23 protein-coding genes are annotated in these 19,923 nt (G+C 61.2%); 10 read left to right on the top strand and 13 right to left on the bottom strand.

The window, feature by feature from the left end; genetic code table 11:
• Positions 1 to 20: 20 nt before the first annotated feature.
• Together AAID99_RS10715 and AAID99_RS10710 are read right to left on the bottom strand one after the other, a co-directional pair.
• A complete protein-coding gene (locus AAID99_RS10715; RefSeq protein ID WP_188425539.1) occupies positions 21 to 599 on the bottom strand; it encodes a YqaA family protein in 579 nt (192 codons plus the stop codon).
• 48 nt (positions 600 to 647) lie between these two features.
• Positions 648 to 974 carry a YnfA family protein gene (locus tag AAID99_RS10710; RefSeq protein ID WP_188425540.1) on the bottom strand — a complete coding sequence of 109 codons (327 nt, stop codon included), beginning with the start codon at positions 972 to 974 and terminating at the stop codon, positions 648 to 650.
• 97 nt (positions 975 to 1,071) lie between these two features.
• On the opposite strand from AAID99_RS10710, the gene AAID99_RS10705 reads away from it, so the two are divergent.
• From AAID99_RS10705 to AAID99_RS10690, 4 genes are all read left to right on the top strand, one after another.
• Positions 1,072 to 1,476 carry a hypothetical protein gene (locus AAID99_RS10705; RefSeq protein WP_188425541.1) on the top strand — a complete coding sequence of 135 codons (405 nt, stop codon included), beginning with the start codon at positions 1,072 to 1,074 and terminating at the stop codon, positions 1,474 to 1,476.
• A 144-nt stretch (positions 1,477 to 1,620) separates the two neighbouring features.
• Positions 1,621 to 2,436, top strand: a complete 816-nt coding sequence (locus AAID99_RS10700; RefSeq protein WP_188425542.1) for a MetQ/NlpA family ABC transporter substrate-binding protein — start codon at positions 1,621 to 1,623, stop codon at positions 2,434 to 2,436.
• Positions 2,433 to 3,464, top strand: coding sequence for a methionine ABC transporter ATP-binding protein (locus AAID99_RS10695; protein WP_188425543.1), 1,032 nt, complete (start codon positions 2,433 to 2,435; stop codon positions 3,462 to 3,464). Before AAID99_RS10700 ends, AAID99_RS10695 begins: the two co-directional genes overlap by 4 nt.
• Complete coding sequence (locus tag AAID99_RS10690; RefSeq protein WP_188425544.1) at positions 3,445 to 4,095, top strand: methionine ABC transporter permease; 651 nt, start codon at positions 3,445 to 3,447, stop codon at positions 4,093 to 4,095. The genes AAID99_RS10695 and AAID99_RS10690 overlap by 20 nt, the downstream gene beginning before the upstream one ends.
• 117 nt (positions 4,096 to 4,212) lie before the next feature.
• On the opposite strand, the gene AAID99_RS10685 is transcribed toward AAID99_RS10690, so the two are convergent.
• The 3 genes from AAID99_RS10685 to AAID99_RS10675 all read right to left on the bottom strand — a co-directional run bounded on the left by AAID99_RS10685 (position 4,213) and on the right by AAID99_RS10675 (position 7,538).
• Entirely contained in the window at positions 4,213 to 5,802 is a 1,590-nt protein-coding gene (locus AAID99_RS10685; protein ID WP_498493827.1) for an ATP-binding protein, read from the bottom strand.
• Positions 5,759 to 6,478 (bottom strand): response regulator, encoded by a 720-nt coding sequence (locus AAID99_RS10680; protein ID WP_025840579.1) that lies wholly within the window; start codon positions 6,476 to 6,478, stop codon positions 5,759 to 5,761. Before AAID99_RS10680 ends, AAID99_RS10685 begins: the two co-directional genes overlap by 44 nt.
• Before the next feature lie 76 nt (positions 6,479 to 6,554).
• Complete coding sequence (locus AAID99_RS10675; protein ID WP_188425838.1) at positions 6,555 to 7,538, bottom strand: cysteine synthase A; 984 nt, start codon at positions 7,536 to 7,538, stop codon at positions 6,555 to 6,557.
• 144 nt (positions 7,539 to 7,682) lie between these two features.
• Between AAID99_RS10675 and AAID99_RS10670 the strand changes: the two genes are divergently transcribed.
• A complete protein-coding gene (locus AAID99_RS10670; RefSeq protein WP_188425545.1) occupies positions 7,683 to 8,084 on the top strand; it encodes a rhodanese-like domain-containing protein in 402 nt (133 codons plus the stop codon).
• A 3-nt stretch (positions 8,085 to 8,087) separates the two neighbouring features.
• Here the strand turns inward: AAID99_RS10670 and bioD are convergent, their stop codons facing one another.
• The 7 genes from bioD to AAID99_RS10635 all read right to left on the bottom strand — a co-directional run bounded on the left by bioD (position 8,088) and on the right by AAID99_RS10635 (position 14,583).
• Positions 8,088 to 9,473, bottom strand: coding sequence for a dethiobiotin synthase (gene bioD, locus AAID99_RS10665; protein WP_498493825.1), 1,386 nt, complete (start codon positions 9,471 to 9,473; stop codon positions 8,088 to 8,090).
• Positions 9,470 to 10,102, bottom strand: coding sequence for an alpha/beta fold hydrolase (locus AAID99_RS10660; RefSeq protein ID WP_498493824.1), 633 nt, complete (start codon positions 10,100 to 10,102; stop codon positions 9,470 to 9,472). Before AAID99_RS10660 ends, bioD begins: the two co-directional genes overlap by 4 nt.
• Positions 10,099 to 11,283 (bottom strand): aminotransferase class I/II-fold pyridoxal phosphate-dependent enzyme, encoded by a 1,185-nt coding sequence (locus AAID99_RS10655; protein ID WP_188425548.1) that lies wholly within the window; start codon positions 11,281 to 11,283, stop codon positions 10,099 to 10,101. The genes AAID99_RS10660 and AAID99_RS10655 overlap by 4 nt, the downstream gene beginning before the upstream one ends.
• 62 nt (positions 11,284 to 11,345) lie before the next feature.
• Positions 11,346 to 12,221, bottom strand: a complete 876-nt coding sequence (locus tag AAID99_RS10650) for an SDR family NAD(P)-dependent oxidoreductase (RefSeq protein WP_188425549.1) — start codon at positions 12,219 to 12,221, stop codon at positions 11,346 to 11,348.
• Between the two features lie 135 nt (positions 12,222 to 12,356).
• Positions 12,357 to 12,785, bottom strand: coding sequence for a hypothetical protein (locus tag AAID99_RS10645; RefSeq protein ID WP_188425550.1), 429 nt, complete (start codon positions 12,783 to 12,785; stop codon positions 12,357 to 12,359).
• Positions 12,786 to 12,863: 78 nt separating this feature from the next.
• Positions 12,864 to 13,946, bottom strand: a complete 1,083-nt coding sequence (locus AAID99_RS10640) for a glycosyltransferase family 4 protein (protein WP_498493822.1) — start codon at positions 13,944 to 13,946, stop codon at positions 12,864 to 12,866.
• Between the two features lie 4 nt (positions 13,947 to 13,950).
• Positions 13,951 to 14,583, bottom strand: coding sequence for an NUDIX hydrolase (locus AAID99_RS10635; RefSeq protein WP_498493820.1), 633 nt, complete (start codon positions 14,581 to 14,583; stop codon positions 13,951 to 13,953).
• A gap of 221 nt (positions 14,584 to 14,804) precedes the next feature.
• Between AAID99_RS10635 and mtnA the strand changes: the two genes are divergently transcribed.
• The 4 genes from mtnA to AAID99_RS10615 all read left to right on the top strand — a co-directional run bounded on the left by mtnA (position 14,805) and on the right by AAID99_RS10615 (position 18,750).
• Positions 14,805 to 15,908, top strand: a complete 1,104-nt coding sequence (mtnA, locus tag AAID99_RS10630) for an S-methyl-5-thioribose-1-phosphate isomerase (RefSeq protein WP_498493819.1) — start codon at positions 14,805 to 14,807, stop codon at positions 15,906 to 15,908.
• A gap of 112 nt (positions 15,909 to 16,020) precedes the next feature.
• Positions 16,021 to 16,977 (top strand): DUF2272 domain-containing protein, encoded by a 957-nt coding sequence (locus AAID99_RS10625; RefSeq protein ID WP_188425554.1) that lies wholly within the window; start codon positions 16,021 to 16,023, stop codon positions 16,975 to 16,977.
• Between the two features lie 11 nt (positions 16,978 to 16,988).
• Positions 16,989 to 18,263: an adenosylmethionine--8-amino-7-oxononanoate transaminase gene (locus AAID99_RS10620; protein WP_498493818.1), complete on the top strand. Its 1,275-nt coding sequence runs from the start codon at positions 16,989 to 16,991 to the stop codon at positions 18,261 to 18,263.
• A 22-nt stretch (positions 18,264 to 18,285) separates the two neighbouring features.
• A complete protein-coding gene (locus AAID99_RS10615; RefSeq protein WP_188425556.1) occupies positions 18,286 to 18,750 on the top strand; it encodes a nuclear transport factor 2 family protein in 465 nt (154 codons plus the stop codon).
• Between the two features lie 126 nt (positions 18,751 to 18,876).
• On the opposite strand, the gene sodC is transcribed toward AAID99_RS10615, so the two are convergent.
• The gene (gene sodC, locus AAID99_RS10610; protein WP_188425557.1) at positions 18,877 to 19,410 is read right to left on the bottom strand and encodes a superoxide dismutase[Cu-Zn]; all 534 of its coding nucleotides are present in this window, start codon (positions 19,408 to 19,410) and stop codon (positions 18,877 to 18,879) included.
• A gap of 227 nt (positions 19,411 to 19,637) precedes the next feature.
• Between sodC and AAID99_RS10605 the strand changes: the two genes are divergently transcribed.
• Complete coding sequence (locus AAID99_RS10605) at positions 19,638 to 19,877, top strand: DUF1272 domain-containing protein (protein ID WP_498493817.1); 240 nt, start codon at positions 19,638 to 19,640, stop codon at positions 19,875 to 19,877.
• The last annotated feature ends 46 nt before the right edge of the window (positions 19,878 to 19,923 follow it).

The following is a 19,923-nucleotide window of genomic DNA, read 5'->3' as shown; positions in this document are numbered from 1 at the left end:
GGCGGCAATCCTCATACGGTCTACAGAAGGGTGACAGCCAGAATGCCAGCGATGATCAGAAAGAGAAAGCCTGTCATGACCAGTGTCAGGCGGCGCTCGATGAAGTCCTTGATCGGGGCGCCGTAGAACCAGAGCAGGGTTGCCACCAGAAAGAACCGCGCACCGCGCGTGACCAGACTGGCCGCCAGAAACGGCAGAATGGCAAAATGGGCTGCACCGGCAGCGATGGTGACAATCTTGAACGGAATCGGTGTCAGGCCCTTGAGCAGGATGATCGCCACCCCGTACTGCCTGAATTTTTCCTGAAGCGCCGCGAGGCTGTGCTCGGCATGATAGAAATGAACGATCGGCATGGCGACATGCTGCAGCAGAACCGCACCGATCACCCAGCCCAGCATGGCCCCCATGACCGAACCGGCGGTGCAGATCGCCGCCAGCACGAAGGCCCGCTCGCGCGCCGCCAGCACCATCGGGATCAGCATGAGATCGACAGGAATTGGAAAGAACGAGGCTTCGGCAAAGGCAACGGCAAAAAGCCACCAGCCAGCATGAGGCGAGGCCGCAAGGGCGAGCGTGCGACGATAGAGCGGCTGGAACACGAAAGGCCTCCGGAATTCAGGAAACCCGTCAATGGCCCAAGCCGCGTTTTATGTCGAGCGTGGTCCCCAGAGGATGAGCGCTGCCCCGCACAGGCAGATCGCCGCGCCTGCCAGCTCCCATCGGTCCGGGCTGCGACCCTCGAAGAGGCGCATCCAGATCAGCGAGGCGGTGATATAGACACCGCCATAGGCCGCGTAGGCCCTGCCTGCGCTGTCGCTGTCGATGCGGGTCAGAATGAAGGCAAACAATACCAGGCTGAACAGCCCGGGGATGATCCACCAGATTGACCGGTCCAGACGCAGCCATGCCCAGAAGGCAAAACAGCCGGCAATTTCGGCAAAACCTGCCGCAAGATAGAGACACAGGGTCAGCATAAGGCGCGTCCGTCAGGGTGGTTTCACAGGATGGGCTGTTTTGAGCAGCATTCCGGCCCGAGGGCAAAAACGCGCTGCAGGCCGAGAGGAGAGAGCGATGAGTGAGGCCTTGTCTGTTGCGGGGCAGTGGGACGGGCAGTTTACCTATCCCCGTGATTATGAGCCGGAATTCTTCCAGGCGGCGCTTTTTGAGGCGGAATCCGTGATTGGTGGCACCATCACCGAGCGAGCCCATGCCAGCACAGAAGATTCGGCCTGCTTTGTCGCCCTTGTCAGCGGGACACGTCAGGGGCGGCATGTGCAGTTTCGCAAGACCTATCAGACAGATCGCCGCAATCACACCGTGCTTTATGAGGGCATGCTGAATGAGGCAGGGGACGAGATTGAAGGCACATGGATCATAATGGGCAGCTGGCAGGGCGCCTTTCTCATGGTCCGGCGCAAAAGGGACGCCGTGTCCAATACCGTCAAGGTTTCGGCGCAGATCGATGGCGACATCTGAGGGGGCTTGCCCAGATCGATCATTGATTTATGGGGCGTTCTGTATAAAACACGGATAAATCGTTGAATGCGTCGAGACTGTTTATAATAACGATTAATAATCGTTCAATTTACCGACTCGCGCCAGAAACCGGGTGCTCCTCTCATGTCCTTTGCCTCGCTGCCGCGTCGTTCGGTGTTGTCTACGCTTCTTGCCGCGCCTCTGGCTCTTGGCCTGCGCTCTGCGCGCGCAGCAGACAAACCGATCCGTGTCGGTATCATGGCGGGTGAAGATGAGGATATCTGGCGTCTTGTCAGCCAGAACGCGCAGAAATCCGGGCTGACCCTCAAGATCGTCACATTTTCCGACTACTCCACGCCCGACGAGGCGCTGGCATCGCATGATCTCGATGCGAATTCGTTCCAGCACATGCCGTTTCTGAAAGCCCAGAATGAAGGGCACGGGTTCAAGATCGTGCCCGTAGGCAATACCTATGTTGCGCCGATCGGGCTGTATTCCCGCAAATGGAAGACGCTCGCCACCCTTCCAAAGGGCGCGGTCATCGGTGTGCCGAACGACCCGAGCAATGAAGGGCGGGCGCTCCTGCTGCTTCAGTCGCTCGGTTTCATCAAGCTTTCGCCTTCGGCGGGCCTGCTGCCGACACCGCTCGACATCACCGAGAACCCGCATGACTTCACGATACGGGAGCTGGATGCCGGTGTAGTAGGGCGCGCGCTGCCCGATCTCGACGCTGCCGTGATCAATACGGACTGGGCGCACAAGGCGGGTGTGGATGTGGTTCACGAGCGTCTGGCCCGCGAAGGGGTGAAGGACAATCCCTATATCTGCGTCATTGCCGTCAACAGCGATGAGGCGCAGGCCCCCTGGGTCAAGCCGCTGGTGAGCGCCTATCAGCAGCCCAATATCCGTCAGGCCCTGATTGACGTGTACGCCAATACCGTGATCCCTGCCTTTCCATGAGCCTTCTTGACGTTTCGGGTCTGTCCTGCCGTTTCGGGTCACAGACGGCGCTGAGTGATATCAGCTTTAAGGTCGACAAGGGTGAGATCGTCGGGGTGATCGGCAGTTCGGGGGCGGGGAAATCCACGCTTCTGCGCTGCCTCTGCGCGCTGGAGCGCCCGACCGAAGGGCATATCCTGCTTGATGGCGCTGATCTCACGCAGCTTTCCGAGCGTGATCTCGTGGCGGCCCGGCGCAAGGTGGGGCTCGTTTTCCAGCATTTCAATCTGCTGAATTCCCGCTCGGTGGCTGCCAATATTGCCCTGCCGCTCGAGATTGCCGGCTGGCCGAAACCGCGCATCGCGGAACGTGTCGAGGAACTCCTCGCGCTCGTCGGGCTCGAGAGCCACGGTCACAAACGTCCTTCCCAGCTTTCCGGCGGTCAGAAACAGCGTGTCGGTATTGCACGGGCCATTGCCAATTCGCCCTCGCTTCTGCTTTGCGATGAGGCAACCTCGGCGCTCGATCCGCATACGACCGCCTCCATTCTCGAGCTGCTGGCCGATATCAATCGCACGCTTGGCCTGACCATCATTCTCATCACCCATGAAATGGAAGTCGTGCGTCGCTTTGCCCATCGCGTTCTGGTGCTCGATCATGGCGCGCTGATCGAAAACGGCAGCATGGCGACGCTGATGCGTGATAGCCGGGGTGATCCGAGGCTTGAGCGCCTGTTGGCCGATACGCGCCCCGGTCTGCCTGAGACGATCAAACGCCAGTTAAGCGCCGTCCCTGTGCCGGGTGGTCTGACACTCATGCGCATCGTGCTGGGCCCTGAAGCCGCTAAGACGCCCTTCCTGTCACTCCTGACCACGCGTTTCGATCAGCAGATCACCCTGGTGCAGGGCGGCACCCTATCCTGCGGAGGGGATCTCCTGACCGACATGATTCTGGCATTCTCTGCCCCTGTGACCGAACCGCTTGCTGCTTTCCTGGAGCAACAGGCCCATGTGACGGAGGTGCTCGGTCATGTACCGTCTGATCGCTAGGCTCATCGCTGAATCGACGCTGCAGACCGTCGAGATGGTTGCCGCATCAAGCCTTGTCGCTGTTCTTTTCGGCCTGCCTCTGGCTGTGCTCATGATCGCGACCCGTCGCACCGATCTTTATGATCTGCCCTGGCTGGGTCGCCCTATCGGCTGGGTCATCGATGCGGTTCGCGCCATTCCGTTCATCATTCTGCTGGTGCTGCTGATCCCCGTCACCCGCTTCATCGCAGGCACATCGCTCGGCACGTTGGCAGCCATCGTACCGCTCTCGATTGCGGCCATTCCCTATTACGCGCGTATTGCCGAAATCTCGTTGCAGGAGATCGAGCCCGGTCTCATCGAGGCCGTGCGTGTCATGGGGGGCACGCGCTGGATGGTCATTCGCTATGTGCTGATTCCCGAGGCGCTACCCGGTCTTCTCTCCGGCCTGACCGTGACGGCAATCACCCTTGTCGGGGCCTCTGCCATGGCAGGCGCCATTGGCGCCGGTGGACTGGGCGACCTCGCTATCCGCTATGGTTATCAGCGCTTCAACACGACCATCATGTTTGCCGTGGTTGCCGTGCTGATCCTGCTCGTGGGGGTCATTCAGGGGGCCGGGACGCTCGCTGTCAGGGCTGTACGGCGATAAGCAATGGGGCGCTGTCCCAGACCCCGCCAGAGGCTTGCCTCTGGACTCGTTTTGTCTGTGGGAAGCGGGGTGCAGAGGCCGAGGTCCGTGCCGGGTTCGGGCGGAGCCCGACACACATCAAATCGGCAGAATGACGCTCGCCCGTAGCCCGCCTTCAGCGCGGTTGGTCAGTGTCACATCGCCGCCCTGGCCGCGCAGGGTGGAGCGGGCGATGGCAAGACCCAGCCCGGTGCCGCCGGTTTCACGGTTGCGGCTGGTCTCGGCGCGGACGAAGGGTTCGAACATGCGTTCGAGATCTTCCGGCGGCAGGCCGGGGCCGCTGTCGTCAATGCGGATGCAGACGGATTTTTCCTGCTCCGGGCCACGCACGCAGGCGACGCTGATCGAGACCGACCCGCCATATTTCAGGGCGTTCATCACCAGATTGGTCAAGGCGCGCTTCAGGGCAAGCGAGCGTGCCTTGATGCGGATAGGTGTCGGCGGGGGGTCGTAGCTGACGTCTTCAGCCAGATCGGGGCGCGCCTCGGCGGCTTCGTCAGCCACGGTCTGGAGCAGGGCACTCAGATCGAGCGCGGTCATGGGTTCGAGGGTCGAACTGTCGCGCCCGAAGGCGAGAGTCGCGGCGACCATGCTTTCCATCTCGTCCAGATCGGCGAGAAACTTGTCGCGCAATTCATCATCATCGATGAACTCGGCACGCAGCTTGAGACGGGTGATCGGGGTACGCAAATCATGGCCGATGGCGGTCAGCATGAGCGTGCGATCGGTCACGAAACGCCGGATACGGGCGGCCATGGTATTGAAGGCAACGGCCGCCTGACGGATTTCCGTCGGCCCGGCTTCGGGCAGAGGCTGGGCATGGACGTTGCGTCCGAGTGCCGTGGCGGCATTGGCCAGCGTCGCGACAGGCGCAATGAGACGATGCGATCCCCACAGGATCAGCCCGCCACCGCAAATGGTCATGAGGGCAAACGAGATCATGAAGGTAGGGGAACCAAACGGGTTAGGCGGCCTCACCGTGTAGCTCATGACCAGCCAGCGATGGTCGTCGGGCATCTGGAAGGAAAGGGCGTAATGCCGCGTGCCGGGCTTGTGCCCGATGATGACGCGCTCGGGGCGCAGCCTCGCGGGCAGCATGCCGATGCCTGCCAGTGGCGGTGGCATGAAAGTCTGGTTTCGACGCTCTTCAGAGGGAAAACCCTCACCGCCATTAGGGGGAGGTCCATTTTCGAAAGGGAAGGGCGGACGGCCTTCGCCACCCGAGAAATCGCCTGGGCCGCCAACAGGGGGCGGTCCGCCGAAATTGGGATCTTCCTGTCCGCCCGGTGGGCCGCCGCGCATCATGGGGTTCATGCCGAAGGGGAGCGGAATGAAGGAGCCAGGAAGATGCGTATCCGGCTTGTTATCGAAGATGATCTTGAAGTTCGACGGCACCTCGAGGGCGGCCAGACTGGCTTCACGATCCGAGGGGGGAAGCTCGACCAGGGTATGATAGATGGAAAAGGCGTGATGCTCGTTTTCGTGCATCTCAGCCCGGTCGGCGATATTGAGGTGATCCAAGGCATGGATGGTCAGACCGGCAGCCTGAACCACGCAGAGCCCGGCAATCAGAAGCAGATTGGTGCGCGCTCTCAGTGAGCGCGGCAGCAGATGCAGCACAGCGTCAGAGGCGTTCGACATCGGCGGCGAGAACATAGCCACCACCACGTACGGTCTTGATCATCTGCGCATTGCGCCCGTCATCTTCCAGCTTGCGACGCAGACGGCTGACGGCAACGTCGATGGCGCGATCGAACGGACCTGCCTGTCGGCCGCGCAGCAATTCGAGCAGCATGTCGCGGGTCAGCACGCGGTTCGCGCGCTCCAGAAAAGCCAGAAGCATGTCGTACTCGCCGCCGGTCAGCGGAATCTCGGCGCCTTCAGGGTTGAGCAGGCGGCGACGTGCGGGCTCCAGGGTCCAGCCTGAGAAGCGGATCGTACGGGAGTCAGCAGAGAGTTTCTTGTCCGAGCTGTCGGCGGTGCGACGCAGAACGGCACGGATGCGGGCCAGGAGTTCACGCGGGTTGAAGGGCTTGGCGACATAGTCATCGGCGCCGAATTCGAGGCCGATGATACGGTCCGTCTCATCGCTCATGGCGGTCAGCATGATGATGGGCACATTATCCTGGCTACGCAGCCAGCGTGCGATGTCGAGGCCGCTTTCGCCAGGCAGCATGAGATCCAGCACCACAAGCTGATAATGCCCGGCAGCCCAGGCACGACGGGCTTCTCGCCCGTCGCGTGCGGCTGTCACGCGAAAATGGTTGCGCTCCAGAAAGCGGCAGAGCAGCTCTCGGATCTCGCGGTCATCATCAACGATCAGAAGGTGCGGGTTCGTATCCATAAATGTAACATTGGTCCGAATCGCATTGGCGCCACAAGAGGGTGTTTCACTCCGTCACAAGTTGCGAAACCCTGTCTCAATCGAGCCAGGGTGGGGTCGGCAGGTTTTTTGCCCGCAGAAAGGACGGATTGAAGATCTTGGACTGGTAGCGCGCGCCGCCATCGCAGAGAATTGTTACAATCCGATGCCCCGCACCAAGGCGTCTGGCCACGCGAATCGCGGCGGCCACGTTGATTCCGGCCGAACCGCCCAGCGAAATGCCCTCACGATCCTGAAGCGAGAAAATCTGCTCCAGAGCTTCGGTATCGGGAATGCGCTCGGCATCGTCGATCGTGACGCCTTCAAGATTGCCCGTCACGCGCGATTGCCCGATCCCTTCGGTGATCGAACCGCCAGAGACGCTGAGATCGTTGGATTTGACCCAGCCATACAGACCCGACCCTTCAGGATCGGCCAGAACGATCTCGGGGCGCTTGCGGCCGGCCTGCTCGGCCAGATCGCCTAGGCCGAGGGCAACGCCAGCCAGTGTGCCACCCGTGCCGCAGGCGCAGGTAAAGGCGTCGATCTTCCCGTCGAGCTGATGCCAGATCTCTGCTGCCGTGGTCGCACGATGGCCTTCGCGATTGGCGGTGTTGTCAAACTGGTTGGCCCAGACCGCATTATCGGTTTCTTCGGCAATACGGCGCGAGACATGCACGTAATTGCCCGGATCGCGGAATGGCTTGGCAGGCACCAGGCGCAGATCGGCACCGATCATACGCAGGAAATCGATTTTCTCCTGACTCTGCGTTTCAGGCATCACGATGATGGTGCGATAGCCGCGCGCCTTGGCAACGAGGGTCAACCCGATGCCTGTATTGCCAGCCGTGCCTTCCACGATCACGCCGCCCGGCTTGAGCACACCGCGTGACTCGGCGTCGAGAATGATGGCAAGGGCGGCACGGTCCTTGACCGAACCACCCGGATTCATGAATTCCGCCTTGCCGTAGATGTCGCAGCCCGTCGCCTCGGAAGCGAGTCTCAGGCGGATGAGCGGCGTGCCGCCAATCGCACCGATCATGCCATCGGAAGGGTGCTTCCACCCGGGAATAATGCCCGAAGAAAGCGGAGAATTCGGGGTCTGCGTGGTCATCTGCATTCCATCCTATACGTCTGCGGTTTCAGAGTTTAACGTCGCGACATGTAAAATAAATGAGGAAAAACGATGGTCGACTGTATTTCAGCGCGCGAAGCGTGGGAACGTCTGGGCGCCGACAAGGATGCCGTTCTGATCGATGTGCGTACGCCGGGTGAGTGGCAAGCTGTCGGCCTGCCCAATCTGAGCACGCTCGACAAGGAGGCGATCGCGCTGAGCTGGGACCCGTATGACGCGGTCGGTTTTGCCGAGGCGCTGCGTGAGGCCGTGCCTTCGCTGAATACGCCGCTGCTCTTCCTGTGTCGCTCGGGTATGCGCTCGCAGCAGACGGCGGAACTGGCCGCGCATCTGGGTTATGAGACGAGCATCAATATCGTCGAGGGTTATGAAGGCCCCCCTGATGCCACCGGGCAGCGTGGGCGCGTTTGCGGCTGGCAGTTTCAGGACCTGCCACGCTTTTTCCCCGGCTGACGATCAGGCGCCCTGCACGCCCAGCGTCAGGGCGAGTTTTTCCGCCTCGATGGCGACACGCTCTGGTGTGACGTCGTCGAGAAGTGGAATTTCAGCCAGTACCGCGATCTTGCCAAAGCGTTCGATGGCGGCACGATTGCCCGCGTTCGGTACGCCACTCATCACGATTCCGGCGGTTTCGATGCCCCGTTCACGCAGGGCGGCGAGGCTGAGCAATGTGTGGTTGATGGTGCCAAGGCCGCTGCGGCAGACGAGAATGACCGGCAGATCGAGGCCGGCCAGCCAGTCGATCAGCAGCGTGTCGTCATTGAGCGGCACCATCAACCCGCCAGCGCCCTCAACGACCAGAGGTTTGTTCGTATCGGGCAGTGTCAGCGTATCCGGCCTTACGATTATATCCTCGAGCGCTGCCGCATCCTGCGGTGAGAGGGGGGCCTGAAACGCATAGGCAGGCGGGATGACACGATCCGGCGTCAGCCCCGCCAGAGTGGTCACACCTGCCGTATCGCCCGCCTCTTCATTCAGCCCGGTCTGGAAGGGTTTCCAGTAGGTGGCGCCGAGGGCTCTGGTGAGAATGGCAGAGACAAGGGTCTTGCCGATGCCCGTGTCGGTGCCGGTGACAAAAAAACGCGCCTGTTTTTCGGCAGAGCCGAAAGCGACCTGATAATCCATGCTGTCTGCGGTCCTGTCGAAATGCTGCATGACCCGGCGCAGATCGCGTGCGGGCAGAGGCGTGCTGCCGATTCTGGGGGTGGTCGCACCAATCGCTTTCAGATCACGCAGAAAATCCCGTGCCGATCTTACTGGGTCGCGAAGGAGCGTGACCGTCCACTGGCCTCGAAGCGCGTGCGGCCATTCGGTCTGCAAGAGAGGCAGCGCCGGATAATCCGGAAAGCCGCAGGGCAGACCGAGCGCCTCGCAGGAGGCCCGCCATTGAGCGAAGCTGCCCTGAGCGAGCGTGGTGACCTCGATCCTGCCGCCCGGTGTCAGCAACCGGGCCAGCCGCCGGAAGGCAGCTTTGCGATCGGTAAACCATTGCATGCAGAAGCTCGAGCAGATCAGGTTGAAAGAGCCGTCTAGCGTTGGTGTCTCGGCATCCATCACACGAACGACAGCATCCGGCACGGCCTGACGGGTGCGCTCGACCATTCTGGGAGAGAGATCGATTGCCGTTAGCCTCGCTTTCGGAAAAAGCCTGCGCAGGGCGCGGGTGAGAATGCCGGTTCCGCAGCCGAGTTCGAGAATACGCTTCGGAGCCGGGCGATCTGCATAAAGCGCCGTCAGCCTCTCAGCGAGCGCAGAGGCGGCGATGGCCTGCACACGCGCGGCCTCTTCATAGAAATCGGCGCTGTCGAACCGCGATGCAATCGTGCTGCGCGCATCGGTCATGAGGCGGCTTTCAGGATATCGTCGATAAGGGCCGCGCAGGCGCGGGGAGCGGTGACCGGCAGAAGATGCCCGCCCTCCATCACGAGGCGTGTTGCCTCGGGAAAGCTGGCTTCATGCATGGCGGTCGAAATCAGCGGGTCCTGCGCGCCATGAATGGCGGTCAGGGCGCGGCCCCATTCACGCGCTCGGTCGCGTCCATCCGCGTCGAGAAGTTCGGTCAGCCCGGTTTCGAGCGCCTGCTTGTCGAGCGTGGCAGCGCAGGGCAGAAACGGCTCGAATTGCCGTCTGAACTGCGTGACCGTCTCTTCCGGCGCGCTGGCGAGGCGGCTACGCATGCGTGTGACCACCCGTCCGGGTATGCCCGGTGCGAAATCCGCCGACTGGCTGAAGCGTGAGAAACCGTTGAAGGCGATGATTCCCCGACAGGCGGGCAGGGATCGGGTCAATGCCCAAAGCACCCCGGCTGAATGGCCAATCAGGAAATACGGTTCTTCAGGCAGGGCGATATGGGCAGGGGCGCCGCCATAACCACGGTCGGGAAAGAGCGCGTCAGGCTGGTTGAGCGCCTGATGAAGCGGGCGCCAGAAGCTGGCGTCAAAACTCCAGCCATGGACAAAGACGAGCTTCATGCCGGGCGGGACTGGCTGGCTGTAATGACCGCCTCGGCCAGGCGCGTGATATCCGTGCTGTCATGAGCGGCACTCAGGGCCAGACGCAGCCGGGCCGAGCCGGGTGGCACGGTAGGCGGTCTGATGGCGATAGTGAGAAAACCCTGTTGCTCCAGCCTGCCCGCAACAGCGAGTGTCGTTTCTTCATCGCCGAGAATGACGGGCACGATCTGGGTGGTTGAAAGCCCGGTATTGATTCCGGCGTCGCCGAGCAGGCCGCGCAATGTCGCAGCATTCTGCTGAAGCGCGTGTCGCTGCGGGTCGAGACCGGGCACGAGTTCGAGCGCGGCATCCATCGCGCCCAGCATCGGGGGCGAGGGTGCTGTGCTGTAAATGAAGCCGGAACTCGTCGTGATGAGCCAGTCGCAGAGTGCGCGCGATCCGGCGATATAGGCACCCATGCCGCCAAGTGCCTTGCTGAACGTGCCCATCACGAGATCGACCTCGTGACCATGAGAGAGGCCGCGACCCTGCGGACCGAGTACGCCGGTCGCATGGGCTTCATCGAGATAGAAGAACGCATCATAGCGTCTTGCGAGCGCTGAAAGCGCCGCGATATCGGCTGTGTCGCCATCCATCGAGAACACGCTCTCTGTCAGGATGAAGCGCATACCGGGCAGATCGGCGTGGCGCTTGAGCAGGGCTTCAAGATGGTCGAGATCGTTATGACGAAAGCGGATCTGCCTTACGCCTGAGGCAGCGCAGCCCTGATGCATGCTGGCATGGTTGAGCTTGTCGCAAAAAACAAGCGGTGCCTCGCCGGTCTGTTCTTTCGCAAGGCGGAACAGCGCAGGCAGGACGGCAGCATTGGCCTGCCAGCCAGAGGCGAAAAGCAGCGTAGCCTCTGTGCCCTTAAACGCGGCCAGCCGGGTTTCGACCTGCTCGTGAAGGTCGAGCGTGCCCGAAACCAGTCGCGACGCGCGTGACCCGGTGCCATGGCGCAAGGCCCAGTCGGCAGCACGCTCGCGCAGCATTTTGTGACCCGAGAGGCCGAGATAATCATTGGATGAGAAATCGCGTATGGCCTGCCCGTGACGCAGCACCTGATCTGGCGTTCGTTGCAGGGGGCGCAGTCGACGACGCAGGGCGCGTGCCTCAAGAGAGTCGAGGGCCTGTCTGAGAAGCGGATCGAAACGCGTCATGCCCTGTCCCTGCCGTCGTGACCCGCCCTTGTCAATTGCGCGTTATCATGCCCGAGGTTGCGTTACCGCTTCATGGCCTTTCGGTAGCCGCGCCGACCGAGAAGGCCGAGCAGCGGCAGACAAAGGCGCAGCAGGCAGGGGGCCAGCATGCATAACCGGCCGAAAGTGCCATCAATCGCTGGCAGGAACCGTTCTTCCCGATGCCGGGTAAGCTGATCGGTCACGGCCCTGGCAACCAGATCGGGGTCGAGGGGCGTGCTGACATAATTCAGCATCGACCCGCCCTGCTGCATTTCGCGGGTCAGCATGTCGGTCTGCACGGCACCGGGGAAAACGGTGCTGACCAGAATGCCGCGCGAACGCACTTCCTGAGCGAGCGAGAGGGCAAAACTGCGCAGCCCGGCTTTTGCGGCGGCATAGACAGCACTTCCCGCCAGCGGCATGACCGCAGCCATCGAGTTGACGAAAACGATGCGGCTCTTCTGTGGGCCATCGACCGTTTGCATCAGAGGCAGCATCAGGCGTGTCAGCAGAATAGGCGCGCTGAGGTTGAGAGCGATCTGATCGGCAATAGCGGCTTCATCGCTTTGGGCGACGGGTGATGGCGCAATCGTGCCTGCACAGTGAATGACGGCGAAAACGGGCTCGCTGTTTTCACCGATCAGGGCAGAGGCCTCGCTCAGTGCGTCAGGTGAGCCGAGATCGCAGGGTAGGTGAATAAAGGCATCGTTCTCGATCGCCGGCGCTGACCGGCAGAGCGCGATAACCTGATAATCGAGGGCGAGCAGGCGCCTTGCGATCAGAATACCGATTCCGCCCGATGCGCCGGTCAGAACCACGCGCTTCCGATGTCGGGGCGAGATAGTCAGGCCATGTTCGGTCTCGCGAGAGAAAGAAGTCGCGAGAGAAGCGCCCTGCAGGGGGGAAGAAACCGTCATGCATTCCGTCTTACCCTCGAAATTCGGCATGAGACATGCGAATTCGATAGGGTGCGGTCTTTTTTAATCTCGACCTTTCCCCTCCCGCGCTCTGACGCAGGAGGGCGCCCGGTCAGGGGCGTGACAATCGGGCTGTCAGTTCAGATGGCCGAGATTGCGGAAATCCTGCTTCGTCTTGTCGGAAAGCGCTTTCATGCGTTCGTGCTGCGCCTTCTGGTCGGCACGGAACTGGTCCAGCTTCTGGGTGCGCTCTTCCTTGATCTGGTTGAGCTTGTTCTTCTGATCCTCGATCTTGCCCTGGATCTTCTCGCGCTCGCGCTCAGGAGCATTGGTATATTTGTCGCGCAGGTCGTCGATTTTTTTCTGGCGCGCTGCGGCGGCGTCGCGGTTCTTCTGCTGCCAGTTTTCCACACGCTGGTTCAGGCAGTTTTCCTTGTTGGCCAGGCGACCGATCATATCGGTGCCGGAAGTATTGTTGTTGCATCCCGAAGTCTGGGCATGAGCCAGAGGCATGGAAACCAGAGATGCTAACGCCATGGAGGATAAAAAACGGGTCTTGTTCATGATTTCTCTCGATCAGATACTGATGGCGTACTTTAAATGAGCTCAATGTGTCGAATATGCGGCGTGAAAGTCAGATATCTATCTGAATTTCCGGCTCTTTACAGAGCGATCACGCATTTTCTGCAGCAACTGGCGTGCCGCGACGAGATCAAATTTCTGCGCCTGCCTGCGTCCGCGGGCCATATATTCCGCCCTGAGTGCCGGATCGCCGATCATGCGCAGCAGCGCCCGCTCAAGGGCATCGCCATCATCGGGCAAAGCGAGGAGGGCGGCGTCTCCGACCACTTCCGGCAGGCCGCCGCGAGGCGAGGCGATGACCGCCGCACCGCTGGCCATGGCTTCGAGTGCGGTCAGGCCGAAAGGTTCAGGCCAGCGGCTCGGCACCACCACGATCGACGCGGCGGCCATGGCCTCGAGCACCTGATGATGCATCTGATAACCGCAGAGCGTGATGCCCGCTGCGCGCGCATCGGTCTCGACCCGATCGACGAAGGTCGTGCGGGGTGAGTTGAAGCGGAAACGATCGGCGCCGATCATGATGGCGCGCCATTCCGGCGCTTGCGCGCTGATGGCCGACCAGGCGCGTACAAAGGCGTCGGCGCCCTTGTCCGACACCATGCGCCCCGCAAACAGGACAAGCTTGGCGCGCTCTGCCGGTGGTTCGGGCAGGGTTGAGAGATCCAGACAGTTCGGCATGACCGTAACCGGGCCGTCATCCAGATCTTCCAGAAAGCGGCGGCGCAGCCAGAGAGAGACGGTGAAGACGCGCACACGCTGCATCAATTCCTGTCTCTGGCGGGGACGCTTGGCGCCGTGCATGTCCTGCGGGTCGTTATGCAGGATGAGATGAACGGGAATGCCGCACCGGCTCAGGGCATAGGCGAGGGCAGGGCGGTTATGCACCTCGATGAGATCGGGCTTGTGCCGACGAATCTCACGCTGGCAAGCAATGCGGTAACGCGTGCCATCGCGTCTCCAGCGATGCAGGCCGCCCGGCTCGGTGATGGCAAAAAACTGCCCGCCCGGCAGGGGCGTGCCCGTTACCTCGGTGCCGATGACGATGTCGTCAGGCGTGGCGAGACGTGATACCAGAAGCGCGATGGCGCCCGCCCGGTCCGGCGCATAGCCTTCCCGGCGGGGGAGAACGGTCAGAACTCTCATGGTGTCAGTCGTAATCCGTCGCCAGCTCGGGGTGGTCGTAATGATCGAACATGCGGGCGAGCTGAGATGGCTGCAGGCGACCGAGAGAGAGATCAGTCGGCAGATCGTGTCGATCGAACCAGCCTATGCCGGAGGTTTCGAGATTATCGATCGTTGGCGTGCCCCCTGTCAGGCGACAGAGATAAAAGACTTTGGCGCAGCTGAAGAGATCGGGCGGGTGCCCCTGCCGGTCGCGATCCCACAAGGCGGCAAGCTTCGTGATCTCGGCAGTATAGCCGCTTTCTTCCAGCACTTCCTTCAGGGTGTTCTGGGCCGTGGTGAGGTTCACATCGGCCCAGCCGCCGGGCAGCGTCCAGCGATCGTGGTCGATCGCCTCGCGCACCATCAGGATCTGGCCCTGTTCGTTGAAGACGGCGCCGCGCACATCGATTTTGGGCGTGGCATAGCCACGTTCATTTTCCAGAAGGGTCAGAATGGGCTCGGGTGTCGTGTTGCTCAGGGCTGCGAGCATGTTCGATGAAAGCAGACGAAGCTGCTCATAACGTTCGCGATCATAGGGATTCTGGCAGAAGGTCAGACCATTCTGGGCGATTGCCTGTACATCCCTTGCCCAAACCAGCCATTGCGGTGCGCTCATCCCGAGGTCCTTCTGCTCAAGCCTCAATATAGACCGGATCGGTGCGGTCGTAAAACACTCTCCCGACCCGTGGGATGCGTCATGAACGCAATTGTCTCATGTCAGATCCATGAAGACTTTACGTGCAGAACAGGAAAGAACGTGCAGATAACTTGAGTCCTTCTCCCTTATTTGCCACATGGAAGGCCTCTGATCCTGACGCCCGAAAGACGGATATTCACGTGAAAATCAACGGCACGCCCTATCGCAGCGTCTGGCGCGACGCACATGACCCCGAACTGGTACATATTTTCGACCAGACGAAACTGCCCTGGACGCTCGATATTCTCGCGCTGCGCGACGAGGCGCAGGTGGCCCATGCCATACGCAGCATGCAGGTGCGCGGTGCGCCGCTGATCGGCGCCGTGGCCGCCTATGGGCTTGCTTTCGCGCTTCAGAAGGATGCGTCGGATAAGGGGCTCACGGAGGCTGCAGCGATGCTGGTCGAGACGCGACCGACCGCCATCAATCTGCGCTGGGCCATCGAGCGCATGGTCGCGCATCTAAGCCCGCTCTCGCCCGATTCCCGCGTGGCAGCTGCCTATGCAGAGGCCGATGCGATCTGCGATGAAGACGTGCAGGTCAATGAATCCATCGGTCGTCACGGGCTGGAACTGTTTCGCGCCCTCTGGGAAAAGCGTCGCCCGGGCCAGGAGCGTCTGAATATCCTGACTCATTGCAATGCGGGCTGGATTGCGACTGTCGACTGGGGCACGGCTCTTGCGCCCATCTACATGGCGCATGATGCCGGTCTGCCGGTGCATGTCTGGGTGGATGAAACCCGTCCGCGCAATCAGGGGGCCCTGCTCACCGCATGGGAACTGGGCGCGCATGGCGTGCCGCATACCCTGCTGGCCGATAATGCTGGCGGCCATCTGATGCAGCATGGCGAGGTCGATCTGGTGATCGTTGGCACAGACCGTGTGACGCGTCAGGGCGATGTTGCCAACAAGATCGGCACCTATCTCAAGGCGCTTGCCGCACAGGACAATGACGTACCGTTCTGGGTGGCGCTGCCTTCCTCCACCATCGACTGGCGCGTGACCGATGGCGTGAAGGAAATCCCGATCGAGGAGCGCTCGGGTGAGGAAGTGACCTATGTGCACGGTCTCGACGAGCAGGGTCAGGCGGCGCGTCTGCGTGTCACGCCAAAAGGCACCAGGGCCGCCAACCCGGCATTCGATGTGACACCGGCGCGTCTCGTCTCGGGGCTTCTTACCGAGCGCGGGCGATGCGATGCCACTGCCGAAGGTCTGGCTGCCCTGTTCCCCGATCTGGCAGGCTGACTTGCTGTTGAGAGGGCGGCACTTGACCGAAGGGTCGCTCTCGTTCCTATCTCCTTGTCATGAACCGGCGCTGTTCGGCTCTCGTTACGCGTTTGAGGAATAGGAACAAATCATGAGCGCCGGACTGTCTTATCTGCCATCGAACCGCCTGCCTTCAGCACGTCTGACCTGGCGTCTGCTGCCGGCTCTGGGCCTGCTGGGCCTGATCCCGGGCTGTTCGGAGCCGGTGCAGCCCGTCGCCCAGGGCGTCGCGCAAACGCCCATGGCGCAATACGCGAATGGCCGAACCGGCCCCTATGGCGTCGATGGCCATGTGCCCGATTTTGCCTCGCGCAATTTTGTCCCGTTCAATCGTCAGGATGTCGTAGCCATCGCCATGCGCGAATGGCGGATGTTCGGCATGCCGGTGAGCGATGACGATCCGGAAGAGCGCCCCGATGCCAGTGTTCCCTCGCTCAAGCCGGAGCGTATTCCCGGTCTGTGGCAGCGCGTGGGTGAATATTGGTGGATCGGGCAGGACCCTTATGAGACCGAGGTCTCCTGGAGCGGCAAATACAATGCCGATGGCCAGCTCTTCCGCCCGGAGAATGACGGGCATTACGCGTGGTCTGCCGCATTCATCTCCTATGTGATGCGCGTCGCTGGCGCGAATGACCGCTTTCCCTATTCGCCCAATCATTCGACCTATATCAATGCCGCCGCCTCGGGCCAGTCGACCGGGCTGCGCGCCCAGGACCCGAAGACCTACATACCGCAGCTCGGCGATCTGCTCTGTGTCGGTCGTGGCAAGAGCCGCAGCGTGACTTTTGCCATGCTGCCGACCTCCTACGGCTTTCCGTCGCATTGCGGCATCGTGGTGGCAACGCATCAGAATGCCCCGCCTTTCGGCAATGAGCTGAGCATCATTGGCGGCAATGTGGACGACACGGTGTCGCTCACCCATGTGCCGACCGATTCGAACGGCGCCCTGGCGACAGCCGAGGGGCAGTTCTACGATACGCGTTATCCCTGGTGTGCCGTGCTTCAGGTACTTTACGACGCCGATCGCGAGCCGGATAGCGGGCAGTAAGGCAGCCCTGCATGAGCACCGACATCTCGACCGGCCTGCTGCAAATCTGGCTGCCCTATACCCAGATGAAGACCGCGCCGATGCCTTTGGTCGCGACGCGCACTGAAGGCACGACAATCGTGCTGGAAGACGGGCGCGAACTGGTCGATGGCATTGCTTCGTGGTGGACGGCCTGCCACGGCTATAACCATCCGCATATACGTGCCCGTATAGGCGCGCAGCTCGAGCGTATGCCGCATGTGATGCTGGGCGGTCTTGTGCATGAACCGGTGAAAGACCTGTCGCGTCGCCTTGCGGCCTTGCTGCCGGGTGATCTTGACCACTGCTTCTATACCGATAGCGGTTCGGTTGCTGTCGAGGTCGCCATGAAAATGGCGATCCAGTACTGGATCAATCGAGGCGTGACGGGGCGGAAAAAGCTGTTGTCCTTCCGTGATGGCTATCACGGCGACACGCTGGCCACGATGTCGATCTGCGACCCAGAAGAAGGGATGCACAGCCTTTTCGCGGGAGCTTTTCCCGAACAGGTGCTTGCCGATCTGCCGCGCGACAAGGCGCTTATCGACGCGCTTGATACGCTGCTGGCCGAACGCAATCATGAGATCGCGGCTATTATCGTCGAGCCTCTGGTTCAGGGGGCGGGTGGCATGATCTTCCACACTCCCGAGGTTCTGGCGCGTCTGCGCGTCCTGGCCGACAAGCACGATGTGCTGCTGATTCTCGATGAAATCTTCACCGGCTTCGGGCGTACCGGCACGATGTTTGCCTGCGAACAGGCCGGTATCGTTCCCGATATCATCACGCTTTCAAAAGCACTGACCGGCGGCACCATGGCGCTGGCGGCCACAGTGGCGCGCCGCCATGTATTCGAGGCCTTTTTGTCAGATTCGCCTGTGGCCGCGCTGATGCATGGGCCGACATTCATGGCAAATCCGCTCGCCTGCACGGCGGCTTGCGCCTCGCTGGAGATCTTCGAGCGTGAGTCGCGTCTCGATCAGGTCGCCGCTATTGCGCGTCAGCTTTGTGAAGAGCTGGAGCCGTGCCGTGCCCTGCCTGGTGTGCGTGACGTGCGCGTTCTGGGCGCAATTGGCGTGGTGGAACTTGATTCAATCGATGACATGAACCGCCTCAAGGCGGCGCTTGTAGCTCATGACGTCTGGGTGCGCCCATTCCGCCAGATCGTTTATCTGACGCCAGCCTTCACGATTACCCCCGACGCTCTGACGAAGCTCACCGCCGCCATTCAGAGCGTCATTCGCGAAGGGGCCTTTCGCAGGGCTGCCTGATCGCCCGTCAAGGAACGATGTGATGAGCCTTCTTCTTGTGCCGCCTTTCACGCATGACACGGCACGTCAGAAAGTACGCCGTGCCGAAAATGGCTGGAACAGCCGCAACCCTGAGCAGGTCGCTCTGGCCTACAGCCCCGACAGCGTCTGGCGTAACCGGGACTGCTTTCTTCAGGGACGTAAGGCGATCATCGCGTTTCTCACGGAGAAATGGGCGAGGGAGCATGAATACCGCCTGATCAAGGAACTGTTCGCCCATGACGATGCGCGTATTGCCGTGCGCTTTGCCTATGAATGGCATGATGGTACCGGCCAGTGGTTTCGGTCTTATGGCAATGAGAACTGGGTTTTCGATGCCGAGGGGCTGATGGCGCGGCGTCTGGCGTCAATCAACGATGTTGCCATAGCCGAAAAAGACCGCCTGTTTTTCTGGCAACAGGGCACAAGACCTGAAGATCACCCGTCTCTGAGCGATCTCGGTCTCTGAGCTGAGATTTGTGGGGCGCTGACCCACCTGCCGGGAAGGGAGGCTTACCCTTCCCATCCCAATTCGAGAATTTCCAAAGGGCGACCTCCCTTGGGTGGAGAATGGGGCAAAGCCCCATGAACCCGCTCAGTTCAGCACAGCACAGGCGACACGGGCACCAGCGCCACCGATGGGCTGGGTCGTGTAGTCGTCAGGGCTTGTATGGACGATCAGGGCCGAGCCATCGGCGTCTTTCAGGGCGGGACGGCCATCGGCGCCATGCAGGGACACAAGGGTCGAGTAGAGTTCGACGGTCGCCGTGCCATCCTTGGCGACATAGAGATTGGGCAGATCGCCTGCATCCGTCGCATTGGGGGTCAGTAGCCCATGTACGACGGGGGTGACTGCATGCACATGGCCACCGGCGCTGGTGAATTTCGGCGGGGTGCAGCTGCCTTTTTCATGAAAATGCATGCCATGCCAGCCAGGAGCGAGGCCCTCGGCGACAACACGCAGCAGGACGCCCTTGGGGGCATCGGTAACGGTCACGGTGCCATGAGGCTTGCCATCGGTGCCCAATAGCGTGCCGCTTGCTGTCTCTGCTGCATAGGCATGGGGGGCAGCGGTGACGGCAAGGGCAAGAGAAAGAAGCGAAAGGGTATTTTTGAAAACTGCGCGCATGGATCGGGCCTTTTGCAGACGGCGTTGGGCGGAGCATAATGAAAATCAGATCGAAACGATTGGAGCTTGCCTGAGATGAGAGCGCTTCGCAACTTTGAGGGCTATCCCCACCCGCTTCTTTCTGAAACCTGTGAACGACCCCGGATGCGTTTTTATTGTGCAATAAAGGCTCATAGGCAGAAACGATTGGCTCTCCGGGTTATCGGCACGCACAAAGGAGAGACGACATGCTTGAACTCAGACCCGGCTGTGAATGCTGCAATCGTGATCTGCCCCCGGACACGGATCAGGCCATGATCTGTTCGTTCGAATGCACTTTCTGTCTGGACTGCACGACAGTCAGGCTTGGCGGGCTCTGCCCCAATTGCGGGGGCGATCTCGTCAGGCGGCCAACCAGACCTGTCCGGTTTCTGGGCAGGTCGCCCGCCTCGACACAGCGGGTTTTCAAGCCGCTTGGCTGCGCGTGATGCGTGTGCCTGATTAAAACGGATTTTCGTAACGATCCTGACGGGA

The organism is Asaia sp. Ae19-3, from assembly GCF_059801175.1.
This window is presented reverse-complemented; position numbering and strand designations above follow the sequence as displayed.